Annotated in this window: 24 protein-coding genes; 10 read left to right on the forward strand and 14 right to left on the reverse strand. The window is 60.1% G+C overall.

The genetic code is table 11. The features are described 5' to 3' along the window. Positions 1-3: 3 nt before the first annotated feature. The 11 genes from BMZ40_RS08985 to BMZ40_RS09035 all read right to left on the reverse strand — a co-directional run bounded on the left by BMZ40_RS08985 (position 4) and on the right by BMZ40_RS09035 (position 11,862). The gene (locus BMZ40_RS08985) at positions 4-1,680 is read right to left on the reverse strand and encodes a CgeB family protein (RefSeq protein WP_092374340.1); all 1,677 of its coding nucleotides are present in this window, start codon (positions 1,678-1,680) and stop codon (positions 4-6) included. 123 nt (positions 1,681-1,803) lie between these two features. After that, positions 1,804-2,265, reverse strand: coding sequence for a D-aminoacyl-tRNA deacylase (dtd, locus tag BMZ40_RS08990; protein ID WP_092374343.1), 462 nt, complete (start codon positions 2,263-2,265; stop codon positions 1,804-1,806). Continuing rightward, positions 2,265-2,657: a 6-carboxytetrahydropterin synthase QueD gene (gene queD / locus BMZ40_RS08995; protein WP_092374346.1), complete on the reverse strand. Its 393-nt coding sequence runs from the start codon at positions 2,655-2,657 to the stop codon at positions 2,265-2,267. The genes dtd and queD overlap by 1 nt, the downstream gene beginning before the upstream one ends. Before the next feature lie 11 nt (positions 2,658-2,668). Next, a complete protein-coding gene (gene dnaE / locus BMZ40_RS09000) occupies positions 2,669-6,130 on the reverse strand; it encodes a DNA polymerase III subunit alpha (protein WP_092374460.1) in 3,462 nt (1,153 codons plus the stop codon). Between the two features lie 137 nt (positions 6,131-6,267). Beyond that, positions 6,268-7,263 (reverse strand): type I glyceraldehyde-3-phosphate dehydrogenase, encoded by a 996-nt coding sequence (gene gap, locus BMZ40_RS09005; protein ID WP_092374462.1) that lies wholly within the window; start codon positions 7,261-7,263, stop codon positions 6,268-6,270. Between the two features lie 18 nt (positions 7,264-7,281). Then, positions 7,282-8,205: a class II fructose-1,6-bisphosphate aldolase gene (gene fba / locus BMZ40_RS09010; RefSeq protein ID WP_092189244.1), complete on the reverse strand. Its 924-nt coding sequence runs from the start codon at positions 8,203-8,205 to the stop codon at positions 7,282-7,284. 21 nt (positions 8,206-8,226) lie between these two features. Further along, a complete protein-coding gene (gene surE, locus BMZ40_RS09015; protein ID WP_092374349.1) occupies positions 8,227-8,988 on the reverse strand; it encodes a 5'/3'-nucleotidase SurE in 762 nt (253 codons plus the stop codon). Next, a complete protein-coding gene (locus tag BMZ40_RS09020; protein ID WP_092189248.1) occupies positions 8,946-9,557 on the reverse strand; it encodes a 2-oxoacid:acceptor oxidoreductase family protein in 612 nt (203 codons plus the stop codon). Before BMZ40_RS09020 ends, surE begins: the two co-directional genes overlap by 43 nt. Beyond that, the gene (locus BMZ40_RS09025; RefSeq protein ID WP_092189250.1) at positions 9,550-10,386 is read right to left on the reverse strand and encodes a 2-oxoacid:ferredoxin oxidoreductase subunit beta; all 837 of its coding nucleotides are present in this window, start codon (positions 10,384-10,386) and stop codon (positions 9,550-9,552) included. The genes BMZ40_RS09020 and BMZ40_RS09025 overlap by 8 nt, the downstream gene beginning before the upstream one ends. A 2-nt stretch (positions 10,387-10,388) precedes the next feature. Then, positions 10,389-11,537, reverse strand: a complete 1,149-nt coding sequence (locus BMZ40_RS09030) for a 2-oxoacid:acceptor oxidoreductase subunit alpha (protein WP_092374352.1) — start codon at positions 11,535-11,537, stop codon at positions 10,389-10,391. Next, positions 11,518-11,862, reverse strand: coding sequence for a 4Fe-4S dicluster domain-containing protein (locus BMZ40_RS09035; RefSeq protein ID WP_092189254.1), 345 nt, complete (start codon positions 11,860-11,862; stop codon positions 11,518-11,520). The genes BMZ40_RS09030 and BMZ40_RS09035 overlap by 20 nt, the downstream gene beginning before the upstream one ends. 248 nt (positions 11,863-12,110) lie before the next feature. Here BMZ40_RS09035 and BMZ40_RS09040 point away from each other — a divergent pair, with 248 nt between their 5' ends. From BMZ40_RS09040 to BMZ40_RS09050, 3 genes are read left to right on the forward strand one after another with little or no spacing between them, the layout of a single operon-like run. Then, entirely contained in the window at positions 12,111-13,196 is a 1,086-nt protein-coding gene (locus BMZ40_RS09040; RefSeq protein ID WP_092374355.1) for a 3'-5' exoribonuclease YhaM family protein, read from the forward strand. A 9-nt stretch (positions 13,197-13,205) separates the two neighbouring features. Further along, positions 13,206-13,841 carry a dTMP kinase gene (tmk, locus tag BMZ40_RS09045; RefSeq protein WP_092374358.1) on the forward strand — a complete coding sequence of 212 codons (636 nt, stop codon included), beginning with the start codon at positions 13,206-13,208 and terminating at the stop codon, positions 13,839-13,841. Then, positions 13,834-14,601 carry a glycosyltransferase family 2 protein gene (locus BMZ40_RS09050; protein WP_092374361.1) on the forward strand — a complete coding sequence of 256 codons (768 nt, stop codon included), beginning with the start codon at positions 13,834-13,836 and terminating at the stop codon, positions 14,599-14,601. The genes tmk and BMZ40_RS09050 overlap by 8 nt, the downstream gene beginning before the upstream one ends. A gap of 63 nt (positions 14,602-14,664) precedes the next feature. Here the strand turns inward: BMZ40_RS09050 and fumC are convergent, their stop codons facing one another. After that, positions 14,665-16,065, reverse strand: coding sequence for a class II fumarate hydratase (gene fumC / locus BMZ40_RS09055; RefSeq protein WP_092374364.1), 1,401 nt, complete (start codon positions 16,063-16,065; stop codon positions 14,665-14,667). 22 nt (positions 16,066-16,087) lie between these two features. Then, complete coding sequence (locus BMZ40_RS09060; protein WP_092374367.1) at positions 16,088-16,693, reverse strand: nitroreductase family protein; 606 nt, start codon at positions 16,691-16,693, stop codon at positions 16,088-16,090. Positions 16,694-16,804: 111 nt separating this feature from the next. Between BMZ40_RS09060 and mtgA the strand changes: the two genes are divergently transcribed. Continuing rightward, the gene (mtgA, locus tag BMZ40_RS09065) at positions 16,805-17,566 is read left to right on the forward strand and encodes a monofunctional biosynthetic peptidoglycan transglycosylase (RefSeq protein WP_245751069.1); all 762 of its coding nucleotides are present in this window, start codon (positions 16,805-16,807) and stop codon (positions 17,564-17,566) included. 53 nt (positions 17,567-17,619) lie between these two features. Beyond that, positions 17,620-18,498, forward strand: coding sequence for an EamA family transporter RarD (rarD, locus tag BMZ40_RS09070; protein WP_092374373.1), 879 nt, complete (start codon positions 17,620-17,622; stop codon positions 18,496-18,498). Between the two features lie 81 nt (positions 18,499-18,579). On the opposite strand, the gene BMZ40_RS09075 is transcribed toward rarD, so the two are convergent. Continuing rightward, positions 18,580-19,554 (reverse strand): glycosyltransferase family 2 protein, encoded by a 975-nt coding sequence (locus BMZ40_RS09075; protein ID WP_218143755.1) that lies wholly within the window; start codon positions 19,552-19,554, stop codon positions 18,580-18,582. On the opposite strand from BMZ40_RS09075, the gene BMZ40_RS09080 reads away from it, so the two are divergent. From BMZ40_RS09080 to BMZ40_RS09100, 5 genes are all read left to right on the forward strand, one after another. Next, on the forward strand, positions 19,538-19,792 hold the full coding sequence (locus BMZ40_RS09080; RefSeq protein WP_092374376.1) for a glutaredoxin family protein: 255 nt from the start codon (positions 19,538-19,540) through the stop codon (positions 19,790-19,792). The genes BMZ40_RS09075 and BMZ40_RS09080 overlap by 17 nt on opposite strands. Then, a complete protein-coding gene (locus tag BMZ40_RS09085; RefSeq protein ID WP_092374379.1) occupies positions 19,792-20,142 on the forward strand; it encodes a ferredoxin-thioredoxin reductase catalytic domain-containing protein in 351 nt (116 codons plus the stop codon). Before BMZ40_RS09080 ends, BMZ40_RS09085 begins: the two co-directional genes overlap by 1 nt. A 48-nt stretch (positions 20,143-20,190) precedes the next feature. After that, positions 20,191-20,412, forward strand: a complete 222-nt coding sequence (locus tag BMZ40_RS09090; RefSeq protein ID WP_092374382.1) for a NifU family protein — start codon at positions 20,191-20,193, stop codon at positions 20,410-20,412. Positions 20,413-20,545: 133 nt separating this feature from the next. Further along, positions 20,546-21,940: a glutamate--tRNA ligase gene (gene gltX / locus BMZ40_RS09095; protein ID WP_092374386.1), complete on the forward strand. Its 1,395-nt coding sequence runs from the start codon at positions 20,546-20,548 to the stop codon at positions 21,938-21,940. An 80-nt stretch (positions 21,941-22,020) separates the two neighbouring features. Then, the gene (locus BMZ40_RS09100) at positions 22,021-23,151 is read left to right on the forward strand and encodes a THUMP domain-containing class I SAM-dependent RNA methyltransferase (RefSeq protein WP_092374389.1); all 1,131 of its coding nucleotides are present in this window, start codon (positions 22,021-22,023) and stop codon (positions 23,149-23,151) included. The last annotated feature ends 46 nt before the right edge of the window (positions 23,152-23,197 follow it).

The raw sequence follows: 23,197 nt of genomic DNA on the forward strand, positions 1-23,197 counted from the left end.
AGGCTAACCGTAGATGGAGCGCATGGTCCGGACCAGGGACTTTAAGCGCAGGTCGTAGGTGTGTTCGGCCAGAATGCGTGAACGCGCGGCCTGGACAATCCTTGCGCGCTCGCCGTCATGACTCAGGTAATGGCGCACGAGCCCGGAAATCTCACCCGGCTCCTGATAACAGACGATCTCCCGGCCAGGCTCGAAAAGCGCCTCCATCTGGCGCCGGTGGTCGGTGAGCAAGAATCCGCCGCATACCGGCACGTCGAAGACACGCTGATTGACCGCGCCCTTCATCTGCTGGCTGGTGCAGTTGAAGTTGATGCGCGTAGCAGGATAAAATTTGGGCAGATCGGCGTAGTAGTTGAGTTCGCGGTGGTAGGTCCAGCCGCCTGGCGGCAGAATCTCGTGCCACCCCGGGTCTCCGACCAGAAGCGGTTTGAAGGGCAACAGCTCCCGCACGCGCTCCAGGCGGTACAGAAGGGTCGCCTGCCAGGTGATCAGGGTCTCGAAGGCAAGCCGCGCATCCACGTCCGGCAGAGCCCTGAAAGCCTCCACGTACATGGGCCGCTCCTCTTCCAGAAACCGGGCCACGGACAGAGCTCCGCTGAGCATGAAGGCGCGCCCGAGTTCCTTCAGATCGGCCAGAAGAACGGGCGGAAAATCGTAATGGCGCAGCTTTGCGCGCACCTTGTAAAGCATCGAGTTGCCGACAAAGGAGACATCGCGCGCCGGGGCCGTGTTCGGGGCGTGGGCAAAACGGTGCGGATCAGTGGCCAAGGGCAGGTAGTGAACGCGCGAGAACCCTTGCGCTTTCAGGGATTCGATATTGTCCACGTCCCAGGTGAAGAGCGTGACCCAATCCGAGGCCAGATTTTCGTAGACGTAGAGGATGAGGTGCGGGTTGTCGACGAACCAGGACGCCAGGGGAAGCTCCATGCGCGCCAGAAGCGCCGTCAGAATGCCCTCCTTGTCCACGCCCAGATGATTGATAGTCAGCACGAAATCCGGACGAAAGGACAAAATTTCCGCGAGGATGGATTCGACGAATTCCTGGCTGCCCACCTCCTGGCTCGGCAGCTGCACCAGCGAGGTCGCGTAGCCGAGGCGGGTGCAGGCGGCCTCAAGCTCGCCCATCAGAAAATAGGAGCTGGTCAAGAGCATCACGCGCGGGACCTTGGAGCGAAACTTGGGGTAGCGCGCCCGGTTCCAGAAATCGAACTTGAGGCTCATCTCCAGACGGTCGGCAAGCTCGCGGTACAGGCCAGGCCTCAGGCGAGCGTAGAAAGGGTCGCGGATCGGCGCAAACGGCAGGCCGCCGTGCCGAAGCTGCCAGCGGGTCAAGCGGCTCAGAGCCACGCCCGGGTCGTCCTCGGCAATCCAGAATATGCGGGGGTCGTCACGCCATTTGCCAGGAACGCCGGTCAAGGCGCCGATGGGCTCTTCGGCATCGATCACGGCCACCGGCCCGGAAGTCCGATCGAGCAAATCGGCCAGTCCGGCTCCGAGCCCAGCTCCCAAAAAGACCGGCAGGGCCCCTTCGACCGGAATTTCCACCACGCGACGCAACTCGTTCTCACGGCCTCGCCTGCCGCCCATATGCTGGGCGCGGCCGTCCCGCAGGATGCGCACATCCGTGGAACCGTCGGTTCCCTGCACAAGTTCGGCGGTGTAATCCATTTCGGCGGCCATGGCCTCAGGCCCTGCCGTCGGCGTGGGATGGAAAAAAAAAGGTCGTGATGACGGGGTGCATGCTGTTTCCTGTCAAAAAATGAACGCTTCGGAACATCCTAGCAACATGCCTGCCAAGAATGGCTACAAATCGTCGCTGTCGAGCCAGATCGTGACCGGGCCCCAGTTGATCAGGGACACGTCCATGTCCGCGCCGAATTCGCCTTCGGCCACCTGCGGCCACTGCCGACGCAAATCGGCCACGAAGGACCGGTACAGGGTCAGGGCGGCTTCTGGTTGGGCGGCCTTTGAAAATGAGGGGCGGCGGCCCTTTTTGACGTCGGCATAGAGGGTGAACTGCGAAACCACCAGGATGCCGCCGCCGTGATCGGCCAGGCTCGCGTTGATGGGACCGCCCGCATCGGGGAAAAGCCGCAGGCCGAGGAGCTTCTGCATGAATTTGTTCCAGACGGGTCCGCCGGCCATGTCCGGATCGTCGTTGCCGCCGAAGCCGAGCAGCACGACGATGCCCGGTCCGATCTCGCCCAAGGTGCGGCCCTGGACACGGACGCAAGCCGAGCGCACCCGCTGCAGAACCGCCCGCATCAGACCGATCCTTCGGAGTAATAGGCCCTTGAACTCGCTTTTTCCGAGACCATGACCTCGGCCAGACGGACCGGATACGGGGCCAGCAGATCCTTCATGCGCCGGAACACGAAGCGGGCCAGCAGCTCGGAAGATGGGTTCTGCTCGGCAAAATCCGGCAGGTCGTTCAGATGCCTGTGGTCGAGCTCGTCGGTGACCTCCTTCAGTAAACGCTTGAGCGCCTTGAAATCCATGAGGATGCCGAGCCTTTGGTCGAGGCTCTCTCCGACCACATCGACCTCCACCGTGAAATTGTGGCCGTGCATGTTCTCGCACTTGCCCTCGTAATGCCGCAGCTGATGCGATGAGCTGAAATCCGAGCTCACCCGAAGCCGCCATTGTCCTTGTGTCATGCACTCTCCCTTTAGGTTCGGATCAATCGCCACTGTTCGAATTCCCGCCAAAATTCCGGACACGGCGCCACCATGAAATCCGGCCCGAACTGCAGGCGGCACACGTATTCCCCGCGACCAAGATCGACCTGCACCGGGGCCTGCCCCGGGTAACGCGTGACGATCTCGCCCAGCCCGGCCCAGTCGGGGTCCTGTCCATCGGCGCGCACGAAAAGGACCACCGGCTCCGTGCCCGACCCGACCACCTCCGAAAGGAGCTTGAAGGATTCGGCCAGGATCTTGGCTTTCTTGGGCCCGTCCTCGCTCTCCTCGTTCATGGAGTCGCGCTTGGCCACCACGCCGGTCATGAGCAGGGGCTCTTCGCAGGCCAACAGCTCGCGGTAGGTCACGTACGGCTCCGAAAAGACGATGGCCTCGCCCGAGCCGCTGAGATCCTCAATGCCGCAAAAGGCCATGCGGTCGCCCTTCTTGGTGTTGATGGTCTTCATCGAGGTGACCAGAACCGGCACCTGCACGGGCGATTTTTCGGTGAGGTCCGCGCACTGGGCCAGGGTCGGGTAGCCCAGCCGCCTGATCTCCTGGCGGAAGGGTTGCAACGGATGACCGATGAGGAAAAACCCGAAGGCCTCCTTTTCCATGCGGCATTTCTCGTCGTCCCCGAATTCCGGCAGGGCGGCCTCTTCATCCTCGATGCCGAGCCCCGTCAGATTGCAGGTGTTCTCCTCGACCATGCCCATGAACGAGAGCTGGCCGGAAGTTTTGCGCTTGGCCCGTTTCTGGGCCATGGCCTGGACCTTGTCCATTCCTTCCAGGAGCGCCCTGCGCGAGCACCCGAAGCTGTCCATGGCTCCCGACTTGACGAGAGAATCGAGCACCCGTTTGTTGACCTTGCGCAGGTTCACGCGCTGGCAGAAATCGAGCAGGCTGGTAAAATCCCCGCCCTTTTCCCGTTCCTCCACGATGGACTCGACTGCCCCCTCACCCACGCCCTTGATGCCGGAGAGGCCGTAGCGGATGGATTCGCCCTCGACGGTGAACTCGTTGTAGCTGCGGTTCACGTCCGGGGGCAGAACCTCGATATCCATGTCCCGGCAGGCGCTGACATGGGCCAGGATCTTGTCGGTGTTGGACACTTCCGAGGTGACGATGGCGGCCATGAACTCGGCCGGGTAATGGGCCTTCACGTAGGCCGTCTGGTAAGAGATGACGGCATAGGCGGCGCTGTGGGACTTGTTGAACCCGTAACCCGCGAACTTCTCCATGAGGTCGAAGATATACTCCGCCGCCTCCTGGGAAATGTTGTTCTCGCGCGCGCCGTCCAGAAAGCGCACCCGCTGCTTGGCCATCTCCGCCGGGTCCTTTTTACCCATGGCCCGGCGCAGGTTGTCGCCTTCGCCGAGAGAATACTTGGCCAGGTCCGAGGCGATCTTCATGACCTGTTCCTGGTAGAGAATGACGCCGTAGGTATCCTCCAGGATGGGGTGGACCACAGGGGCCAGCTCCTCGAATTCGTACTCGACCTTGCGCAGGCCGTGCTTGCGGCCGATGAAGTCGTCGACCATGCCCGACTCCAGGGGACCAGGCCGGTACAGGGCCAGAAGCGCGATGATGTCCTCGAAGCAGGAGGGCTTAAGCCCCCTGAGCACCCGACGCATGCCGTCGGATTCCAGCTGAAACACGCCGTCCGTCTCGCCCCGGCACAAAAGTTCGAAGGTCTGCGGGTCGTCGAGGGGCAGCTTCTCCAGGATCGGCACGGGCTTGTTGTTCTTGCGGATGAGCTTCAGGGCGTCATCGATGACGGTCAGGGTCTTGAGGCCCAGGAAGTCGAACTTGATGAGGCCGATGAGCTCGACCTTCTTCATATCGAGCTGGGTCACGACCTCGCCGTTCTTGCCCTTGTGCAGCGGCAGATACTCGACCATGGGCTTCTGGGAGATGACGATGCCGGCGGCGTGGATGGACGAGTGCCGGGCCAACCCCTCAAGACGGCGGGCCACGTCATAGAGCTTGCGGTACTGCGGATCGCTGTCGATGAGCTTGCGCAGCTCCGGCTCCTCGTCCAGAGCCTTGGTCAGAGTCATCTTCAGGTCGTCGGGGATGAGCTTGGCGATGCGGTCGGCGTCCTTGAGGCTGACATCAAGGGCCCTGGCCACGTCGCGGATGGCGCCCTTGGCCTTCATGGTCCCGAAGGCCACAATCTGGGCTACGTGATCGGCTCCGTACTTTTCCGAAACGTAGCGAATGACCTCGTCGCGCCGGTTGTAGCAGAAGTCCACGTCGATATCGGGCATGGACGCACGTTCCACATTCAAAAAACGCTCGAAGAAGAGCGCGTAGCGAATGGGGTCGAGATCCGTGATCCTGAGCGCATACGAGACCAGCGATCCGGCGGCCGAACCTCGACCGGGTCCGACGGGGATGTTCTTCGATTTCGCCCAGTTAATGAAGTCCTGTACGATCAGGAAGTAGGCCGGAAAACCCTTCTCGATGATGACGCTGAGTTCGAGCTCAAGGCGATCGCGATAAGCGGCCTCGTCCACCTCGTAGGGCAGGGCGGCGATGCGCTCCTTCAGCCCCTCCTCGGACAATCGGCGGAACTCGTCATCCAGGCTCGAACCTTCGGGAACGTCGTAGACCGGGAAGAAATGCTGCTTGAGCTTCAGCTCCACCTCGCACATGTCCGCGATGCGGCCCGCGTTTTCCACGGCCTCGGGACAATGGGCGAAAGCGGCCTCCATCTCTTCGGGGGCCTTGTAGTAAAATTCGTTGGTATCGAAGCGGAGCCGCTGCTTTTCCGAGGCGATCTTGCCCGTGCCCACGCACAGAAGGATGTCGTGGGCCTCGTAGTCATCCTTGTTCAGGTAGTGGCAGTCGTTGGTGGCGACCAGCGGCAGGCCGGTCTCTTTGGCCAGTTCCATGAGCCTGTCGTTGACGACCTCCTGCTCTTTCAAGCCATTGGACTGCAACTCCAGATAAAACCGATCCGGAAATATCTCCATGTATTCGCGCGCTTTCAGGATGGCGCTGTCGAAGGTCCCGTGGCGCAGGGCATAGGGAACTTCGCCCTGCAGGCAGGCGGACAGGCAGACGATGCCCTCGGAATGGGCGCGCAACAGCTTCTTGTCCACGCGCGGCTTGTAATAGAAGCCCTGCAGAAAACCGGCGGACACGATCTTGACCAGATTGTGGTAGCCGACCAGATTCTGGGCCAGAAGTACCAAGTGGAAGCGCTTCTTGTTCTCCCGCTCGAACATGTCGTCGGCGACATAGACTTCGCTGCCGATGATGGGCTTTATGCCGTGCTTCTTGGCTTCGAGATAAAAGGGCACGGAACCGAAGAGATTGCCGTGATCGGTGATGGCGGCCGAAGAAAAGCCGAAATCAACGGCCCGGGCGCACAGGTCCCGTAGGCGAATGGCGCCGTCCAGGAGGCTGTACTCGGAATGGCAATGCAGATGGGTGAAACCGCTCATGATGCTCTCGGGAAAAAGGGAATTCCAAAAATCGGGGAAATGGAGACTAGAAAAGGCGCGGCTGAATTGCAAGCCGCGCTTCAAAGCAGAACGCCCGGACAGGCCGGGCGTTCTGGAATTACGTCGGAATCAGAGAATCACAGCTTGCCACCGACCAGCTTGATCAGACGCAGCAACTGGTTGGTGAAACCGGCCTCGTTGTCGTACCAGACGATGATCTTGACCATGGTTCCGTTCATGACCGAGGTGCACAGGCCATCAACCACGCCGCCGTAGATGCTGCCGACGTAGTCCATGGAAACGAGCGGCACCTCCGTGTAGCCCATGGCTCCGCCCTCGGGACCGCTGGCCGCAGCCTTCAGGACCGCGTTGACCTCGGCCGCCGTGGTCGGCTTCTCCACTTCCACGACCAGGTCCACCAAGGACACGTTGGGCGTGGGCACGCGCACGGCCATGCCGTCGAGCTTGCCCGCCAGAGCCGGGATGACCATGCTCACGGCCTTGGCCGCGCCCGTGGTCGTGGGCAGCATGTTCATGGCACCGGCGCGGCCGCGGCGAATGTCCTTGTGCGTGCCGTCGAGCATGCGCTGGCTCATGGTGTAGGAATGGATGGTGGTCATGAGCCCGTGCCGGATGCCGAAATTGTCGTCCAGCGCCTTGGCTGCCGGAGCCAGACAGTTGGTGGTGCAGGAGGCGTTGGAAATGATCCTGTGTTCGGCCGGATTGTAGAGGCCGTCGTTGACGCCCATGACCACGGTCAGGTCGGTGTTCTTGCCGGGGGCGGAGATGAGCACCTTTTTGGCGCCCGCAGCCAGATGCTTCTCGCAGCTTTCACGATCCGTGAACTTGCCCGTGGACTCGACGACGATGTCAATGCCCTTCCAGTCCCAGGCGTCCGGGGCATTGCGGGTGACCAGTACCTGCTTGCCATTCAGCAGAAAACCCTGCTCGTTGGGCTCGACATCACCGGCAAAGGTTCCGTGAACCGAGTCGTATTTGAGCAGATACGCAAGGGACGCATTGTCGCCACGGGCGTTGACGCAGACCAGTTGAACATCCTGGTTCCCGGCCATGATGCGGGCAAGGTAGCGTCCGATGCGACCAAAACCATTGAGTGCAATTTTGACAGCCATGTTCTTTTCCTCTTCCACTTAAATTTTATTTGATGAACCCAGAACGTTCCTGATCTTGTGCGCAACCATATCCCGCACCGCATCCCTGGCCACCAGCAGATACTGACGCGGATCGAAATGGGACGGATTTTCGGCCAGGTACTTGCGGATGGTGGCAGTCATAGCCAGACGGATATCCGTGTCGATGTTGATCTTGCACACGGCCGAGGCGGCCGCCTTGCGCAGCAGATCTTCGGGCACGCCCTTGGCACCGGCAATCTTGGCGCCGTACTGGTTGGCCATGTCCACAAATTCCTGGGGCACGGAAGACGCACCGTGCAGCACGATGGGGTAGCCGGGCAGGAGGGCCTTTATCTTCTCCAGGCGGTCAAAGTCGAGCTTGGCCTCGCCCGCGAACTTGTAGGCTCCGTGACTGGTGCCGATGGCGATGGCCAGGGAGTCGCAACCCGTGCGACCGACAAACTCGGCGGCCTGGTCAGGGTTGGTGTACACGCTGTGCTCCACGTCCACGTCGTCCTCGACGCCAGCCAACTGTCCAAGCTCCGCCTCGACCCACACGCCGCGATCATGGGCGTAGGCCACGACCTGTTTGGTCAGGGCAATATTTTCCTCGAAGGACAGATGCGAACCGTCGATCATGACGGAGGTGAAACCGCCGTCGATGACTTCCTTGCAGATCTCGAAATTCTGACCATGGTCGAGGTGCAGACAGACCGGCAAATCATTCTCGGCCAGGGCGGCTTCCATGAGCTTGATGATGTACCCCTGCCCGGCATAGCGGCGGGCGCCGGCGGAAACCTGCAGGATAAGGGGGGATTTTTCGAGGTTTCCGGCCTCCATGATGCCCTGGATGATTTCCATGTTGTTCACGTTGAAACCACCGATGGCGAAACCTTCGGCGTAACCTCGGGCAAACATTTCCTTGGGTGTGGTCAGGGGCATGATCGTCTCCTTGAAAGGCGGTTATTCGTTCTTGGCCAGATGCCGGGTCAACGTATCCAGATATCCGGCATGAGTCAGATCAAAAGTCAACGGGGTCGCGGTTATGTAACCTCGGCTCAGATATCCCCGATCCGATTCGGGTTCCACATTTTCCGGCGGGATGACCCCGCACAGCCAGTAATAGGGATTCCCCCGGGGGTCGTTTCGCTCGTCGTACCAGTCCCGGTAGGTGGACGAAGTCTGGCTGCAGACCTTGAGCCCCTTGGCGTTTTCAAACGGTCCGGCGGGAAAATTGAGATTCAGCACGCAGTGCCGGGGGAAGGTGGACCAGAACTCCCCGTCGAGCATCCGTACCGCGTATTCGGCCTGGGCGGACAGCTCTTCGGGATGAAAATCGTCCACGGACACGGCCATGGCCGGAATACCCGCCAGGGCCCCTTCGGTGGCCGCGGACACCGTGCCCGAATAGAGCACATCCACGCCCACGTTGGCGCCCGAGTTGATGCCCGACACGATCATGTCCGGTCGTTTAGGCAAAAGGTGGCTGAGAGCCAGCTTGACGCAATCCGCCGGTGTGCCGGAAATGCCAAGGCCGGAAAACCCTGTTTCCTCCACCTGCTTGACCCTCAGTGGAGAAAACAGGGTCACCGAATGCCCCACCGCGCTCTGCTCAGTCATGGGTGCAGCCACGTGCACCCTGTGTCCGGCTTTGATCAAGGCGCCGTAAAGGGCGCGCAGTCCTACTGCTCTGATTCCATCGTCATTGGTGAGAAGAATGTCCATTTTTCGGGTGCGTCCGGATAAAGTTTCTTGGCCTGACTGTGCCCTAGGGTCAGAGCCTTGACGTTCACGTCCAGGATCTTGGCCGGCAGGACCGATGCCAGGGCCTTTTTCACATTGGCGAAATTCATGAACGGCAGAAAATGACTCAGCGCCCCAAGGCAGATTATGTTGGTGGTCTGAGGCATGCCGATCCTGTCCCGGGCCATGTTCGTGAACGGCAGCCCCCAGTATATGTTGGAAGGAGTCTGCGTCACGAGCGATGTATCGACCAACAGGAAGCCGGTTGGCTTCAGGTTGCGAAAATACAGGTTGCAGGCCTCCTGACTGAGAGCCACGAGCATGTCAAGATTCACGGGCTTTGGATAGCTGATTCTGTGTGAACTTATGACCAGATCGGCCCGGCTCGCTCCGCCCCGGGCCTCGGGGCCGTAACTTTGGGTCTGCGTGACGTAAAAGCCGTGGTCGATGGCCAGCACCTGGCCCATGATCTTGCCCAGGGTCAGGATGCCCTGGCCGCCCGTGCCGGAAAGCCGTATCTCAAATCGATTCAGTTCGTGCTGCTTAGGCATTTCGCTGCTCCTGAAGCTTGTTGCGCAGTTCCTCATAACGCACTTCCAGACCCTGCCGCATCTCGTCCCTGAACACGCCGATGGGCGTGAATTTTGGCTTCTCTTCCGGGGCGAGCTGAGCATAGCGGTCAAGCTTGACCGTGTTTTTCTTGTACCACTGGTACATGTCCACCACGGTCTTGAACTTGTTTTTGCGGCCATACTGGGTATGGCAGGGCGTCAGGATTTCAACCAGATTGAAGCCCGGTTTCTCCAGGGCGTCCGAGATGAGGCCGTCGAGCATGTTGGCGTGCAGGACCGTGCCGCGGGCCACGTAACTGGCGCCGCTGGCCATGGCCATGTCCACGATGTCGAAACTGCGTTCCAGCTGGCCGAAAGGAGACGTCGCGGAGACGGTCCCCTCGGGGCTGGTCGGCGAGGCCTGGCCGCCGGTCATGCCGTAGATGTTGTTGTTGAGCACCAGCGCCGTCAGCCCGATGTTGCGCCTGGCGGCGTGGATGAGATGGTTGCCGCCGATGGACATGGCGTCGCCGTCGCCCATGACCACGATGACCTTGAGCGCCGGGTTGGCCATCTTGATGCCCGTGGCGAAGGTCAGGGCCCGGCCGTGAGTGGTGTGCACGGTGTTGAAGTCCACGTACACGGCCATGCGCCCGGAGCAGCCGATGCCGGCCACGAGCACGACATCGTCCTTGGCGTAGCCCAGGCGATGCACGCTGCGGATGAGGGAGCCGAGCACGATGCCGTGGCCGCAGCCCGCGCAGTAGACATGGGGGAACTTCTTGTTATGCCTGAGATAGTCGTGAATGAGTTGTGTTACCTGTGCCATGGTCACGCCTGCATGATATTTTTGAAGATTTCCGAGGGAGTGATGATCTGGCCGTCAACGCGGTTGTTGGTAATGACGTGGGTCAGGCCGTTGTTGACCCGCTTCACCTCGCGCGAGATCTGCCCCATGTTCATCTCGGGCACGATGAGCGCCTTGCATTGCCGCGCCAGGGCCTGCACCGCAGTCTTGGGGAAGGGGAAGAGGGTCTTGAGCTTCAGGAGCCCGGCCTTGACCCCGCGTTCGCGGGCCATGTGCACGGCAAGTTCCGCCGATCGGGCCACGCAACCGTACGCCAGAACGACCACTTCCGCATCCTCGCAGTTGACCTCGTCGAAAAGCTGGATGTCGTAGAAGAACTGGTCGATCTTGCGGAACTGCCGGTGCATCAGCGCCTTGACCTCGTCGGGCTTCGAGGTCGGGAATCCGTTCTGGTCATGGGTCAGTCCCGTGACATGGAAGCGGTACCCGGAGCCAAGGGGTGGCAGGGCCGGAACCCCGCGCATGGTCTCTTCGTAGGACACATACCACTCTGGCGGCATGGCCGGGGTCACGCGGGCCAGGATCTCAAAATCCTCGGGGCCGGGAATGGAGATCTTTTCCCGGGTGTGGGCCGTGATCTCGTCGAGAAGCAGGATGACGGGCGTGCGGTATTTTTCGGCGAAATTGAAGGCCACGACGGTCATTTCCAGACATTCCTGCACGTCGCTGGCCGAAAGGACGATGATGGGATGATCCCCGTGACAGCCCCAGCGGGCCTGCTGCACATCGCCCTGGGCCGGGCTGGTCGGCAGGCCGGTACTGGGCCCCCCGCGCATGACGTTGACCACGACCAGGGGCACCTCGGTCATGCACGCATAGCCAAGGTTCTCCTGCATGAGAGAAAAACCCGGGCCGGAAGTGGCGGTCATGGACTTGCGACCGGCCAGGGACGCGCCGATGATGGCGCCCATGCTGGCGATCTCGTCCTCCATCTGGATGAACACCCCGTCCTTGACCAGAGGCAGCCGCGCGGACATGACCTCGGCGATTTCCGTGGACGGGGTTATGGGGTAACCCGCATAGAAGTTGCAACCGGCCAGGAGCGCACCCTCGACCACCGCTTCATTGCCGAGTGCGAATATTTCCGTTTTCTTACGCTTTTTTGTCGCCATGTTCGTCTTCCCGGTTAGGTGTTCCAACATTTTCCTCCGGACCCGGGTCGGTGCCTGCGGACGGGTCCAAAGGCCCGCCCTTGGAGGCATCAAACGCGTCGGTCTTCCTGCGGCTGATCTCCCTGGGGGTAACGGAGATCGCGAAATCCGGGCAATGCAGCTCACAGAATCCGCAATTCACGCAGTCTTCCTCACGCACCACATGTGCCTTGCCGTCCGGCCAGAGTTCGAGCACCTTGGACGGGCAAAAAGCCGCGCATATCCCGCAGCCCTTACACCAATCCGGATAAATCGTCACCTTTGCTTGACCTTTCTTTTTGGACATAACCGCTCGATAAAGTGTTGGGGTTTCTTTCGTGGGTATGAAAAAAGGACACGCCCCGCCAATTCTGGTCGTCAATCCGGCCGGATACGTCCGGCCTCTTGCCAAAGCTGAAAACTTGCCTGTAGACGAAGTGGGAAACGAACACGCGAAAGTCATTTGAATATTGTGCAACTGCCCAATTATCTTAGAAAATATCGACCTCGCCCTCGTTTGCGCCATTACCTCATGCATGCAGGAATAGCAACTTAATGAAGCACAAAAAAACATACGTACGCGATTTGGCTGAAGGAAATTCGATTTCCGAGGTCTTTGCCCTGTCCAAGGCCCAGCGCAAGGAAGCCAAGAACGGTCCCTACTGGCAACTGACCCTGACCGATCGCACCGGCAACATCGAGGCCAGGATCTGGTATCCCCAGAGCCAGCAATTCGAAGCCCTGCAGGCAGAGCAATTCGTGGCCGTGAACGGTCAGGTGGCTTCCTTCAAGGACCAGCTGCAGATGAACATAAGCGACATGGCCGTCATCGATCCGCGTGAAGCGGGCCTGGACCTGACCGACTTTCTGCCGTCCTCCGCCATTCCTCCCGAGGACCTTCTTCGTGAAATGGAAGAATTCCTCGGCACCGAACTGACCTTCAAACCATGGAAGGCCCTGTGCAAGAGCGTGCTGCACGACGACCGCATCCGCGCGTCCCTCTTGAGCGCGCCCGGAGCCAAGTCCATCCATCACGCCTATGCCGGAGGGCTCCTTGAGCACACCCTGGCCATCATGCGCATCTGCAGCGCCCTGTCCAGGCTCTATCCGGGAATCGACAGGGAAATTCTGCTCGTGGCCGCCCTTTTCCACGATCTGGGCAAGGCCTTCGAGCTCTCGCACGGCATAAGCCGCGAATACACCGATGCCGGCCGTCTGCTGGGACACATCCAGATCGGCCTTGAGGTCCTGGAGCCTTTCCTGCGCAAGACCAGGGATCTGCCCGAAGAACTGGCCATGCACCTCAAGCACCTCATCGTCGCCCATCATGGCGAGCTGGCCTTCGGGTCACCCTGCCTGCCCCAGACCGTGGAGGCTTTTGTGCTGCACTACGCGGACAATCTGGACGCCAAGATCAATACCGTTCACGGAGCCCTGACCGCGCCCGACGGCGAGGAAATCGGCGGCTGGAGCGAATACCACCGCACTCTTGGCCGCTACCTGTACCAGCCCATGCGCACGCCGGTCGCGACCACGGCGGCGGAACCGCAGCCCAAAACGCCCAAAAAAGCGACGCCCAAATCCGAGGAATCGCCCCTTTTAAAAGCCATGGGCATCACTCCAACATCCGGCAACCAGTAGGGAGGAAGCATGTTTCTCACTTTTGAAGGCATGGAGGGCTGCGGAAAATCCACGCAGTGCAAAAAGCTCATCGAACATTTCGTGCGACAGGGGCACGACGTCCTGCACACTCTTGAACCCGGCGGCAGCCGTCTGGGAAAGGAACTCAGGCGCATCCTGCTCGATCCCAAGAACAGCGACCTGTCCTCCACCAGCGAGCTTTTTCTGTATCTGGCCGACCGCGCCCAGCACGTGTCCTCGGTCATCCGGCCAGCCATGGAAGACGGCAGGACCGTGATCTGCGACCGCTTCGCCGACTCCACCGTGGTCTATCAGGGCTACGGACGCGGCCTTGATCCGAGCCTTCTGCATCACCTGAACGACGTGGCCGTGCAAGGGCTCTGGCCGGACGTGACGATCCTCCTGGACGTGGAGCCGGAGATCGGCCTGAAGCGTGCCCTGACGCGCAACATGCAGGACAACAAGACCGCCACCGAGGGCCGCTTCGAAGCCGAGAGCATGGCTTTTCATACCCGCATCCGCGAAGGCTATCTGACCTGGGCCGCACTGCACCGCGGCCGCTTCCTGGTCGTGGACGCGGGCCGCAATCCGGAGGCCGTGTTCGAGTCCATCCTGCGCGGTCTGGAGGAGAAAGGCCTTGGCTAAGCCGGAAGTGACAGGCCTGATCCTGACCCTGAACGGGGCAAGACATCTCGACGCATGCCTCACGTCCCTGGATTTCTGCGACCGGATCCTGGTCGTGGACTCCGGCAGCACTGACGCAACGGCAGACATCGCCGCCGCTCACGGAGCCCAGGTGCTGGTCAACCCCTGGCCCGGGCCCAAAAAGCAGTTCGAGCTCGCCTTCGAACACATCGCCACGCCCTGGGTGGTCTCCCTGGACCAGGACGAAATCCTGTCCGATGAGCTGCGGGCGTCCGTCATCCAGGCGCTCCAGGACCCTTCAGACATGAGCGCCTTTCTCTGCCCCCGCACCTCCTACTATTTCGACCGCTTCCTGCGCCATAGCGGCTGGTACCCGGACCTGCTGCCCCGCGTCTTCAAGCTGGCCGACACGGGCGTGCATGTCTCCGGGCCGCACTACGGATTTGAAACAAAAGGAAAGACCCGGCGCCTGGCCGGAGACATCATCCACTACCCCTACGAAAACCTGAAGCAGCATGTGGAAAAGATAAACTACTACACGCAGATCGCCGCCGAAGAAATGCACGCCAAGGGAAAGCGGGCGGGCGTGGCCACGGCCATCGGCCACGGGCTGGCCAGGTTCATGAAGATCTATTTTTTCAGGCGGGGTTTTCTGGACGGCAAGGCCGGATTCGTGCTGGCGGTCAACTCGTTCTTCTATGCCTTTCAGAAGTATATCCGACTGGCGGAGCTTGGCGCCAAAAAAACGCAATCATCCTGAACCTATTCACACACCCGGCGTCATGAGCCGGGTCCGACTCAAAAATGTGAATGGCGTACCGCTTCAGCCGATGCCGTGAGGCCTGGCCATGTCCAAGGGTCGGACCAGGCTGTCGAAGGCGTCCCCGTCCAGATAGCCGAGCGCAAGACAGGCCTCCCTCAGGGTCAAGCCCTCCACATGAGCCTTGTGCGCCACCTCGGCGGCTTTGTCGTAGCCGATGACCGGCGAGAGGGCCGTGACCAGCATGAGCGAATTTCCCACATGCCGGGCGATGACCGTCTCGTCGGGCGCAAGGCCAGTCAACGCGTGAACGGTGAAGCTCGCGCAGGCATCGGTCAAAAGGCGCATGCTCGTCAGCAGGTTGAAGATCATGACGGGTTTGAAGACATTGAGCTCGAAATTGCCCTGGGAGCCGGCCATGCCCACCGCCACGTCCAGTCCCATGACCTGCACGCAGACCATGGTCATGGCCTCGGACTGGGTCGGGTTGACCTTGCCGGGCATTATGGACGACCCGGGCTCGTTGGCAGGCAGGATCAGCTCGCCCAGCCCCGCGCGCGGACCCGAGGCCAGCCAGCGGATATCGTTGGCGATCTTCATCAACGACCCGGCCAGGGTTTTCAGGACTCCCGAGGTCATGACCACCGCGTCGTGGGCCGAGAGGGCCGCGAAAAAATTCGGGGCGGGCACGAAGGGCAGCCCCGTGAGTTTGGCAATCCGGCCTGCGGCCACCCGAGCGAAATCCGGATGCGCGCCCAGGCCCGTGCCCACCGCCGTCCCGCCCAGCGCCAGCCGATACAGATGCGGCAGGCAGCCGCGCAGCCGCTCCAGGTTGTCCTCCAGCAGGGCCGCATACCCCGAAAACTCCTGACCAAGGGTCATGGGCACGGCGTCCTGCAGATGGGTGCGCCCGATCTTGACGATGTTGTCCCACTCCTTGGCCTTGCGCGCCAGTTCGCCATGCATGGCCGCCACGGCTGGAATCACCTCACCCGTGAGCATGAGGGCCGATGCGATGTGCATGGCCGCCGGGAAGGTGTCGTTGGATGACTGGGACATGTTGACGTGATCGTTGGGATGCACGGGCGTCTTGCTGCCGAGCGTCCCGCCGAGCAGCTCGATGGCCCGGTTCGCGACGACCTCGTTCACGTTCATGTTGGTCTGGGTGCCGCTGCCCGTCTGCCAGACATGCAAGGGAAAATGCCCGGCCAGCTTGCCTTCCACCACCTCGCGGCAGGCCGCCATGATGGGTTCGGCCAAGCGACGGGGCAACTTGCCAAGCTCCAGATTGGCCTGCGCCGAGGCAAGCTTCAGGATGCCCAAGGCGTGAATGATCTCCCCGGGCATGAGGTCGCCGCCAATGCGGAAGTACTTCAGGGAGCGCTGGGTCTGCGCGCCCCAATAGCGATCCTCCGGCACCTCGATCGGTCCCATGCTGTCGGTCTCGATGCGCTTTTTCGCCATGCGCCCTTCCCCCTTGCGAAGTTCAGATTTTCTTGATCACGTTCTGAAGAGGCTTCTTGTTTGGCCCCTGGGTCGGCCGCACGGGATGGCCCACGGGGATGACGGCCATGAATTCCCCCTTGGGCTCCTGCAGAAAGGTCAGGATCTCGTCCTTGATCAGGTACAGGATGCCAAGCCATACAGCGCCAAGACCCATGGACGTCGCGGCCAAAAGCAGGTTTTCCACGGCCGCGGCCGAACTCTGGATCTCCATGGTGCGGAAGAAGTCAAAACCCATCTCCCGATCGACATGAAAAAGCTCCGTGCCGTGACTTATCAGGTCGCCGGTGTTGATCACGGCGATGGTCACCGGAGCCGAGGCGATGCTGCGCGCGGCCATGCGCAAGAGCGACGAGGCCGGTTTCTGGAATGTCTTGGAGGCCGAAGAGACCAGCTCGGCCAGATTGCTCCGCGCCTCCCCTTCCAGGATGACGAACTTCCAGGACTGACGGTTGTGCGCCGAAGGAGCCTGATTGGCGGCGTCGAGCATGGCCATGACCATGTCCTCGGACAGATCGCGCGGCGCGAACTGTCGAATGCTGTGCCGAGCGTGGATGGTGGCCAGAGTTTCATTGTGGTGATGATTCATGTATTCGTCCTTTGTTTAACGGATCGCAAGGCGGATTGACTTTGGCATGACACCGGCGCACAAGCGGTGGCCGGGTACGCCGCCCTTCACTTCAAATTCACTAGCTCCAACATGGCACGCAAGACAACCACTTCCAGCCCCCGGCGCGCCAAGCCGCGCACAGCCGCAAAGAAGCATGCCGCATCAGGGGGGCCGCTTCGCCGCGTCCTGCACGTTGTCGGCTGGATTCTGCCGGGAATCGTGGCCGTCATCCTGATCCTGCGCTTCGTGCCGCCGCCCACCAGCGCCTTCATAATCACCTGCCAGGCGGAACGGATGCTGGGGCTGGCTTCCGGTCCCGCCGTGATGCATGAATGGACGCCCATGCGGCGCATCCCAAGGCACATGGCGCTGGCCGTGGTGGCGGCGGAGGATCAGAACTTCCCGAACCATTTCGGCTTCGACGTCGATGCCATCGCGCGGGCCGTGGAGCACAACAAAAAAAGTCAGAGCGTCCGGGGGGCGAGCACCATCTCTCAGCAGACGGCCAAAAACCTTTTTCTGTGGTCCGGGCGCAGCTATGTGCGCAAGGGCCTGGAAGCAGGACTCACGGTGCTGATCGAACTTCTCTGGTCCAAGGAAAGAATCCTCGAAGTATATCTGAACATCGCCGAATTCGGTAACGGCACCTACGGCGTGGGAGCTGCGGCCAAGCGGTTCTTCGGCAAGACTCCGGCCGGGCTGACCACCCGCGAGGCCGCGCTTTTGGCCTCGGTGCTCCCGAATCCAAAAAGATTTTCGGCGGCTCGCCCGTCTTCCTATCTGCTGCAAAGGGCGCACTGGGTGCAAACCCAGATGAAGCAGCTTGGACCAAACCACATAGACTGGCGCTAGGCGCCACAGAGGTCACACATGTCCTCCATCCGTTCCACCAAGGAGAAAGCAGCATGAACCCCGGTATTCTCGCCGCCATCGGAGCCTACGCCAGCTGGGGCATGCTGCCCATCTACTGGAAGCTTTTGGGCCACGTGCCCACGGCCCAACTGCTCTGCCATCGCATCACCTGGTCCTTCGTGGTCCTGGCCATCTTTCTGGTCCTGACCCGGCGCATCGCCAGATTACGCAGCAGCCTGTGCCCCTCGGTGTGGGGCAGCTATGTCCTGGCCAGCCTGCTCATTGGCGTGAACTGGTTCATCTATGTCTGGAGCGTCAACGCGGGCTATATCGTGGAGGCGAGCCTTGGATATTTCATAAATCCACTGCTCTCGGTGCTGCTTGGCGTCTTCTTCATGCGCGAAAGACTGCGCCCCCTGCAATGGGCGCCCCTGGGCCTGGCCGCGGCGGGAGTGATCTACCTGACCTTCGATTACGGCCGCCTGCCCTGGATCGCCTTGACCCTGGCCGTGACCTTCAGCCTCTACGGCCTGGTCAAGAAAAAGGCGCCGCTCGGCGCCTTTGAAGGACTGACCCTGGAGACGGGCCTACTCCTCGTCCCCGCCCTGGCCTGGCTTGGCTGGAGCGAACTCTCGGGAGTAGCAGCGTTCCTGCATGCAGGCACCGGCTCGGACCTGCTGCTCATCGGCGCGGGCGTGGTCACCACTGCGCCCCTGGTCATGTTCGCGGCCGCCGCGCATCGCATCCCGCTGTCCATGATCGGCATCCTGCAATACATCGCACCGACCATCCAGTTCCTGATCGGTGTCTTCATGTACCACGAGCCGTTCTCCCGTACTCAATTTACCGGATTCGGCATGGTCTGGCTGGCGGTACTGCTGTTCTGGCTGGAGCGCTGGAGCTTTGGAAGAAAACTACGCCACTCGGCCTGAAGCGAGAACACTAAATCAACTTTTTTAGAATACGAAAAAAAAGTTAAGAGCTTGAAAAATCAACCAAAAATGAATCATCCCTTATTTTTGCCGTTCCTGCAGGTGCCTATTGCGTATTTCTTTTTCCTTATCCTGGCCCAAAATCCAAAGTTCGGCGTATTTTAAAAATGTATAGTACGAAGAAAGAACGCAAAGCAAAAAGCCTTGCTTTCCGTCGAGCATCCCTTTCTGAAATAAATACATGCGAAAAAAACGCAGCACAGCTCGAAAAAAAGCCCCAACCAGTGAGCTTTTTTTTCCCTCCGCATCTTTCATTTTAGCCCAATCGTTAGCATATGATGCAGATTTTGTCACATAATGACGCAAGTCCTTATATGGATAATGCATCAAATCATTTACCAATGTCTTGACACAGAAAGAATCACGGATTTCAACTTGTTCATGAACATTTGCATCATCATAATGCGTCAAAGCTAACGGATATAATCGCACAACAGGCTTTGGATACCAGCCACAATGTCTGATAAATCTACCGAAAAACCAATTCAAACGAGGAATAGCATACACATTATTAGCAGTTCCTTGACGTAAAACAGAAAGTATTTCATCACGAAGTGCTGAAGTGACACGCTCATCAGCGTCAAGCCAAAAGCACCAACTCGAAGTCACGTAGTCTTGGGCTATCTGCCGCTGTCGGCCAAAGCCCTGCCACTCCAAGTTCTGATAAAACCGCGCCCCATACTGTTCCGCAATTTCCTTCGTCCTATCAGTGCTTCCCGAGTCAAGAACCACAACCTCGTCAACCCAGCCAATCACGGACGCAAGGCACTCTGACAGATGGGTTTCTTCATTTTTTGTAATGACGAGTGCAGTGACAGTGTGTCCGTCATGGATCATGCAGGCTCCCTTGAAACATCCATCATTCTTGAGGTGAAGCCCCATCCCGGCGTGGACGGCGGGGCGATTAATCTTTATAGCATCCCAATCAAAGAGACGGCCAAGGGCTATCGCAACGCCCACGACATAGCAAGGAGGATCCATGCCTGAAAAAGCCATCACACTCTACGCCTTAAGCACTTGCATTCATTGCAAGAAAACCAAGGAATACCTCGACGACTGCGGCGCCAAATACGACTGCATCTTTGTCGACAAGCTCGAAGGCGATGAACGCAAGCAGATCATCGAGGCCATCAAGAAAATCAATCCCAAGCTGTCCTTCCCGACCCTGCTCGTGGATGAGGAAGCCATTGTCGGTTTCAAACAGGATCAGATCAAAGAAGCGCTGGAGAGATGATGACTCCCGAAGAACTTTACGAAAAACTGCGGCCCCTGCAGGAAGCCAAAGGCTATTTCTTCAACAAGGACAAGGCTTTTGTTCTTGACCTCATGGAGAGTCTGCTGATCAACCGCGAGCGTTACGGCTATATGGCCTGTCCCTGCCGCCTGGCTTCGGGCCAGCGTGAACTGGACCAGGACATTCTCTGCCCCTGCGTGTACCGCGAACCCGATGTGGCTGAATTCGGAGCCTGCTACTGCGGACTTTACGTGTCCAAGGAATGGAACGAAGGAAGCATCCCCCAGGAAACCGTCCCCGAACGGCGCGATCCCGAGAAGCTGATGGCGGGCCTTCTTTTCGAAGAATGATCGAGATCGGCTGACGCTGTTTCCGATGCGCCAGCCCCGGAGCAAGCCATGCGAGAACAGGTCGAAAAGGCGCTCGATACCGTGCGCCCAATTCTGCAGGCCGACGGCGGCTACGTTGAACTGGTGGACATTCTGCCCAGCGGCATCGTGCAGGTGCGCATGAGCGGAGCCTGCAAAGGCTGCCCCATGGCGCAGATGACGCTCAAGAGCAGCATCGAACGCGCCGTCAAGAAAATGGTTCCCGGCATCAAGGCCGTCGAAGCCGTCTAGTCGGACCAGGCCGCCCGACCGGAAAAATCCGGCCGCACATTTCAAACGCAACACTCATCCCACGCCGCCAGGCCGAAAGGTCCGGGTGCGGGACCAGCCGGCGTTTTTTTCGCCGTTTTTTTGGAAGAGCAACATGACTCAAATAGTGACTCGTTTTCCCCCCAGTCCGACTGGGTATCTGCATATCGGAGGCGCCCGCACGGCGCTTTTCAATTATCTGTACGCCCGTCAGAACGGCGGCAAGTTCATCCTGCGCATCGAGGACACAGATCAGGCCCGCTCGACCCAGGAAATGACCGACGCCATCATTGACGCCATGCACTGGCTGGGTCTTGATTTCGACGAAGGCCCCTATTTTCAGAGCGAGCGCGGCGACCTCTACAACAGCTACGTGGACAAGCTCGTGGAAACGGGCAAGGCCTACTACTGCTCCTGTACGCCCGAAGAAGTTGAAGAGATGCGCGAGACGGCTCGCGCTGCGGGACTCAAACCCAAATACAACGGCAAGTGCCGGGAACTGGGACTTGGGCCCGGACCGGGACGGGTGGTCCGATTCAAGACTCCGCTTTCGGGCAAGGTGGTTTTTGACGACACGGTCAAGGGTCCCATCGCCTGGGACGTGCAGGAAATGGACGATTTCATCATCCGCCGGGCCGACGGCTCCTCCATCTATCAGATGGCCGTGGTCGTGGACGACGCGCTCATGGGCGTTACTCACGTCCTGCGTGGCGACGACCACCAGAACAACACGCCCAAGCAGATCCTCATCTACGAGGCGCTGGGCTTTCCACTGCCCAAATTCGGCCACGTGCCCATGATCCTTGGCCCCGACAAGAAAAAAATGAGCAAGCGCCACGGCGCGACCTCGGTCATGATGTACAAGGATCTCGGCTACCTGCCCGAGGCCATGCTCAGTTACCTGGTACGTCTGGGCTGGTCTCACGGCGACGACGAACTCTTCACCATGGCCGAACTGCTGGAGAAATTCTCTTTTGACGGCCTTGGCAAATCGGCCTCGGTCTTTGACATGGACAAGCTCAACTGGACCAACAGCCACTTCATCAAGATCGGCGATGTGTCACGGCTCGCGGGCCTGCTGGACGAAATGATCCGGCAGACCACGGACTTTGAACCGGCACGGGACTATCTTGAAGCCATCGTGCCCCTCTTCCAGTCCAGGGCCAAGACCCTCAAGGAAATGGCCGAGCAGGCGACCTTCTTCCTGCATGGCGCCCACAGCCTGCCTTACGCCGAGGCCGCGGTGACCAAATTCCTCACTCCCGAAACACGGGAGCATCTTGCGATCCTGGCCGAACGCATGCAAGCACTGCCGGCCTTTGATCACAAGAGCCTCGAAGAAATGGTGAACGCCTATCTGGAAGAGACCGGCCTCAAGTTCAAGGCCCTGGCCCAGCCCATTCGCGTGGCCATCACCGGCACGACCATGAGCCCGGGGCTCTTTGAAACCATGGAAGTCCTTGGGCGCGAACGCACCCAGGAACGCTTCCGCAAGGCCCTGACCCTGTAAATCACGGCCCGGGAAACCGGGCCTTTTCCCGACCTGCCGGACGAGTCCATCTCGTCCATCTCGTCCACAAGGTCCACTCCATGTACGACTATCAGCTTCACAACACCTATACCGCCCAGGTGGCGGACGGCATCGAGGACCTCGCCCGAACCGAACTGGAGGAACTCGGAGCCACCGACTGCGCATGCGGCTTTCGCTACGTGCACTTCAAGGCCTCTGCCCGGGCGCTCTACCGCATCGTTTACCGCGCGCGGCTGATCTCGCGCGTGCTGGCTCCACTGGCGCGTTTCGCATGCCCGGCAGACCAGGATCTTTACAACGCAGGCATGGCCATACGCTGGACGGACTTTCTGACTGCGGACCAGACTTTCGCCATCTTCGCCAACGTCTCCAAAAGCGCCATCGGGCATTCCCAATATGCAGGCCTGAAACTCAAAGACGCCGTGGCGGACTGGTTCCGGGATCACACCGGCATCAGGCCCAGCGTCGATCCCCGCGATCCGGATCTGTGGCTGCATCTGCACATCCATGAAGACGTGGGCACGATCAGCCTGGATGTCTCCGGCGGGTCCATGCATCGGCGCGGATACCGCGTGCAGAGCGTGGAAGCGCCCATGAACGAAACCGTGGCTGCGGCGATAATCCGCATGAGCGGCTGGGACGGCAAATCTCCCCTCATTGATCCGCTCTGCGGTTCGGGGACCATTCTGTGCGAAGCCTTCATGCATGCCACCAATCTTCCGGCCGGACTGCTGCGCCGCAAATTCGGCTTCAACCGGCTGCCTGACTTCAACCCCCGGCTCTGGGATCTGGAACTCGCCGCCGAAACCACAGTGGAGCTTGAGGCCGACCTGCGCGGAAGCGACATCGACCCCGTCGCAGTGGAAGCCACGCGGACCAACATGTCCAGGCTGCCCGGCGGGGACGAGGTGATCGTCGGACGCCGGGACTTCTTCGAGCGGACCGACATGACCGGCACGACCATCATCTGCAATCCGCCCTACGGCATCAGGCTGGGCAAAAGCGAAGACATGGCCCCGTGGTTCAAGATGTTCGGAGACCACCTGAAAAAGCAATGTTCCGGCTCCACGGCGTACGTCTACTTCGGGGACAGGGCCTGGCTCAAGTGCATCGGTCTGAAACCGGAATGGAAAAAACCCCTCAAGAACGGTGGGCTTGACGGCCGCCTGGCCAAGTTTGTCCTGTACTGATCACCCCTCGAAGTGAGCACACATTTTCGCGTCCTCCTGTTGACAG

This window comes from Desulfomicrobium apsheronum (genome assembly GCF_900114115.1).
GTDB lineage: Bacteria > Desulfobacterota > Desulfovibrionia > Desulfovibrionales > Desulfomicrobiaceae > Desulfomicrobium > Desulfomicrobium apsheronum.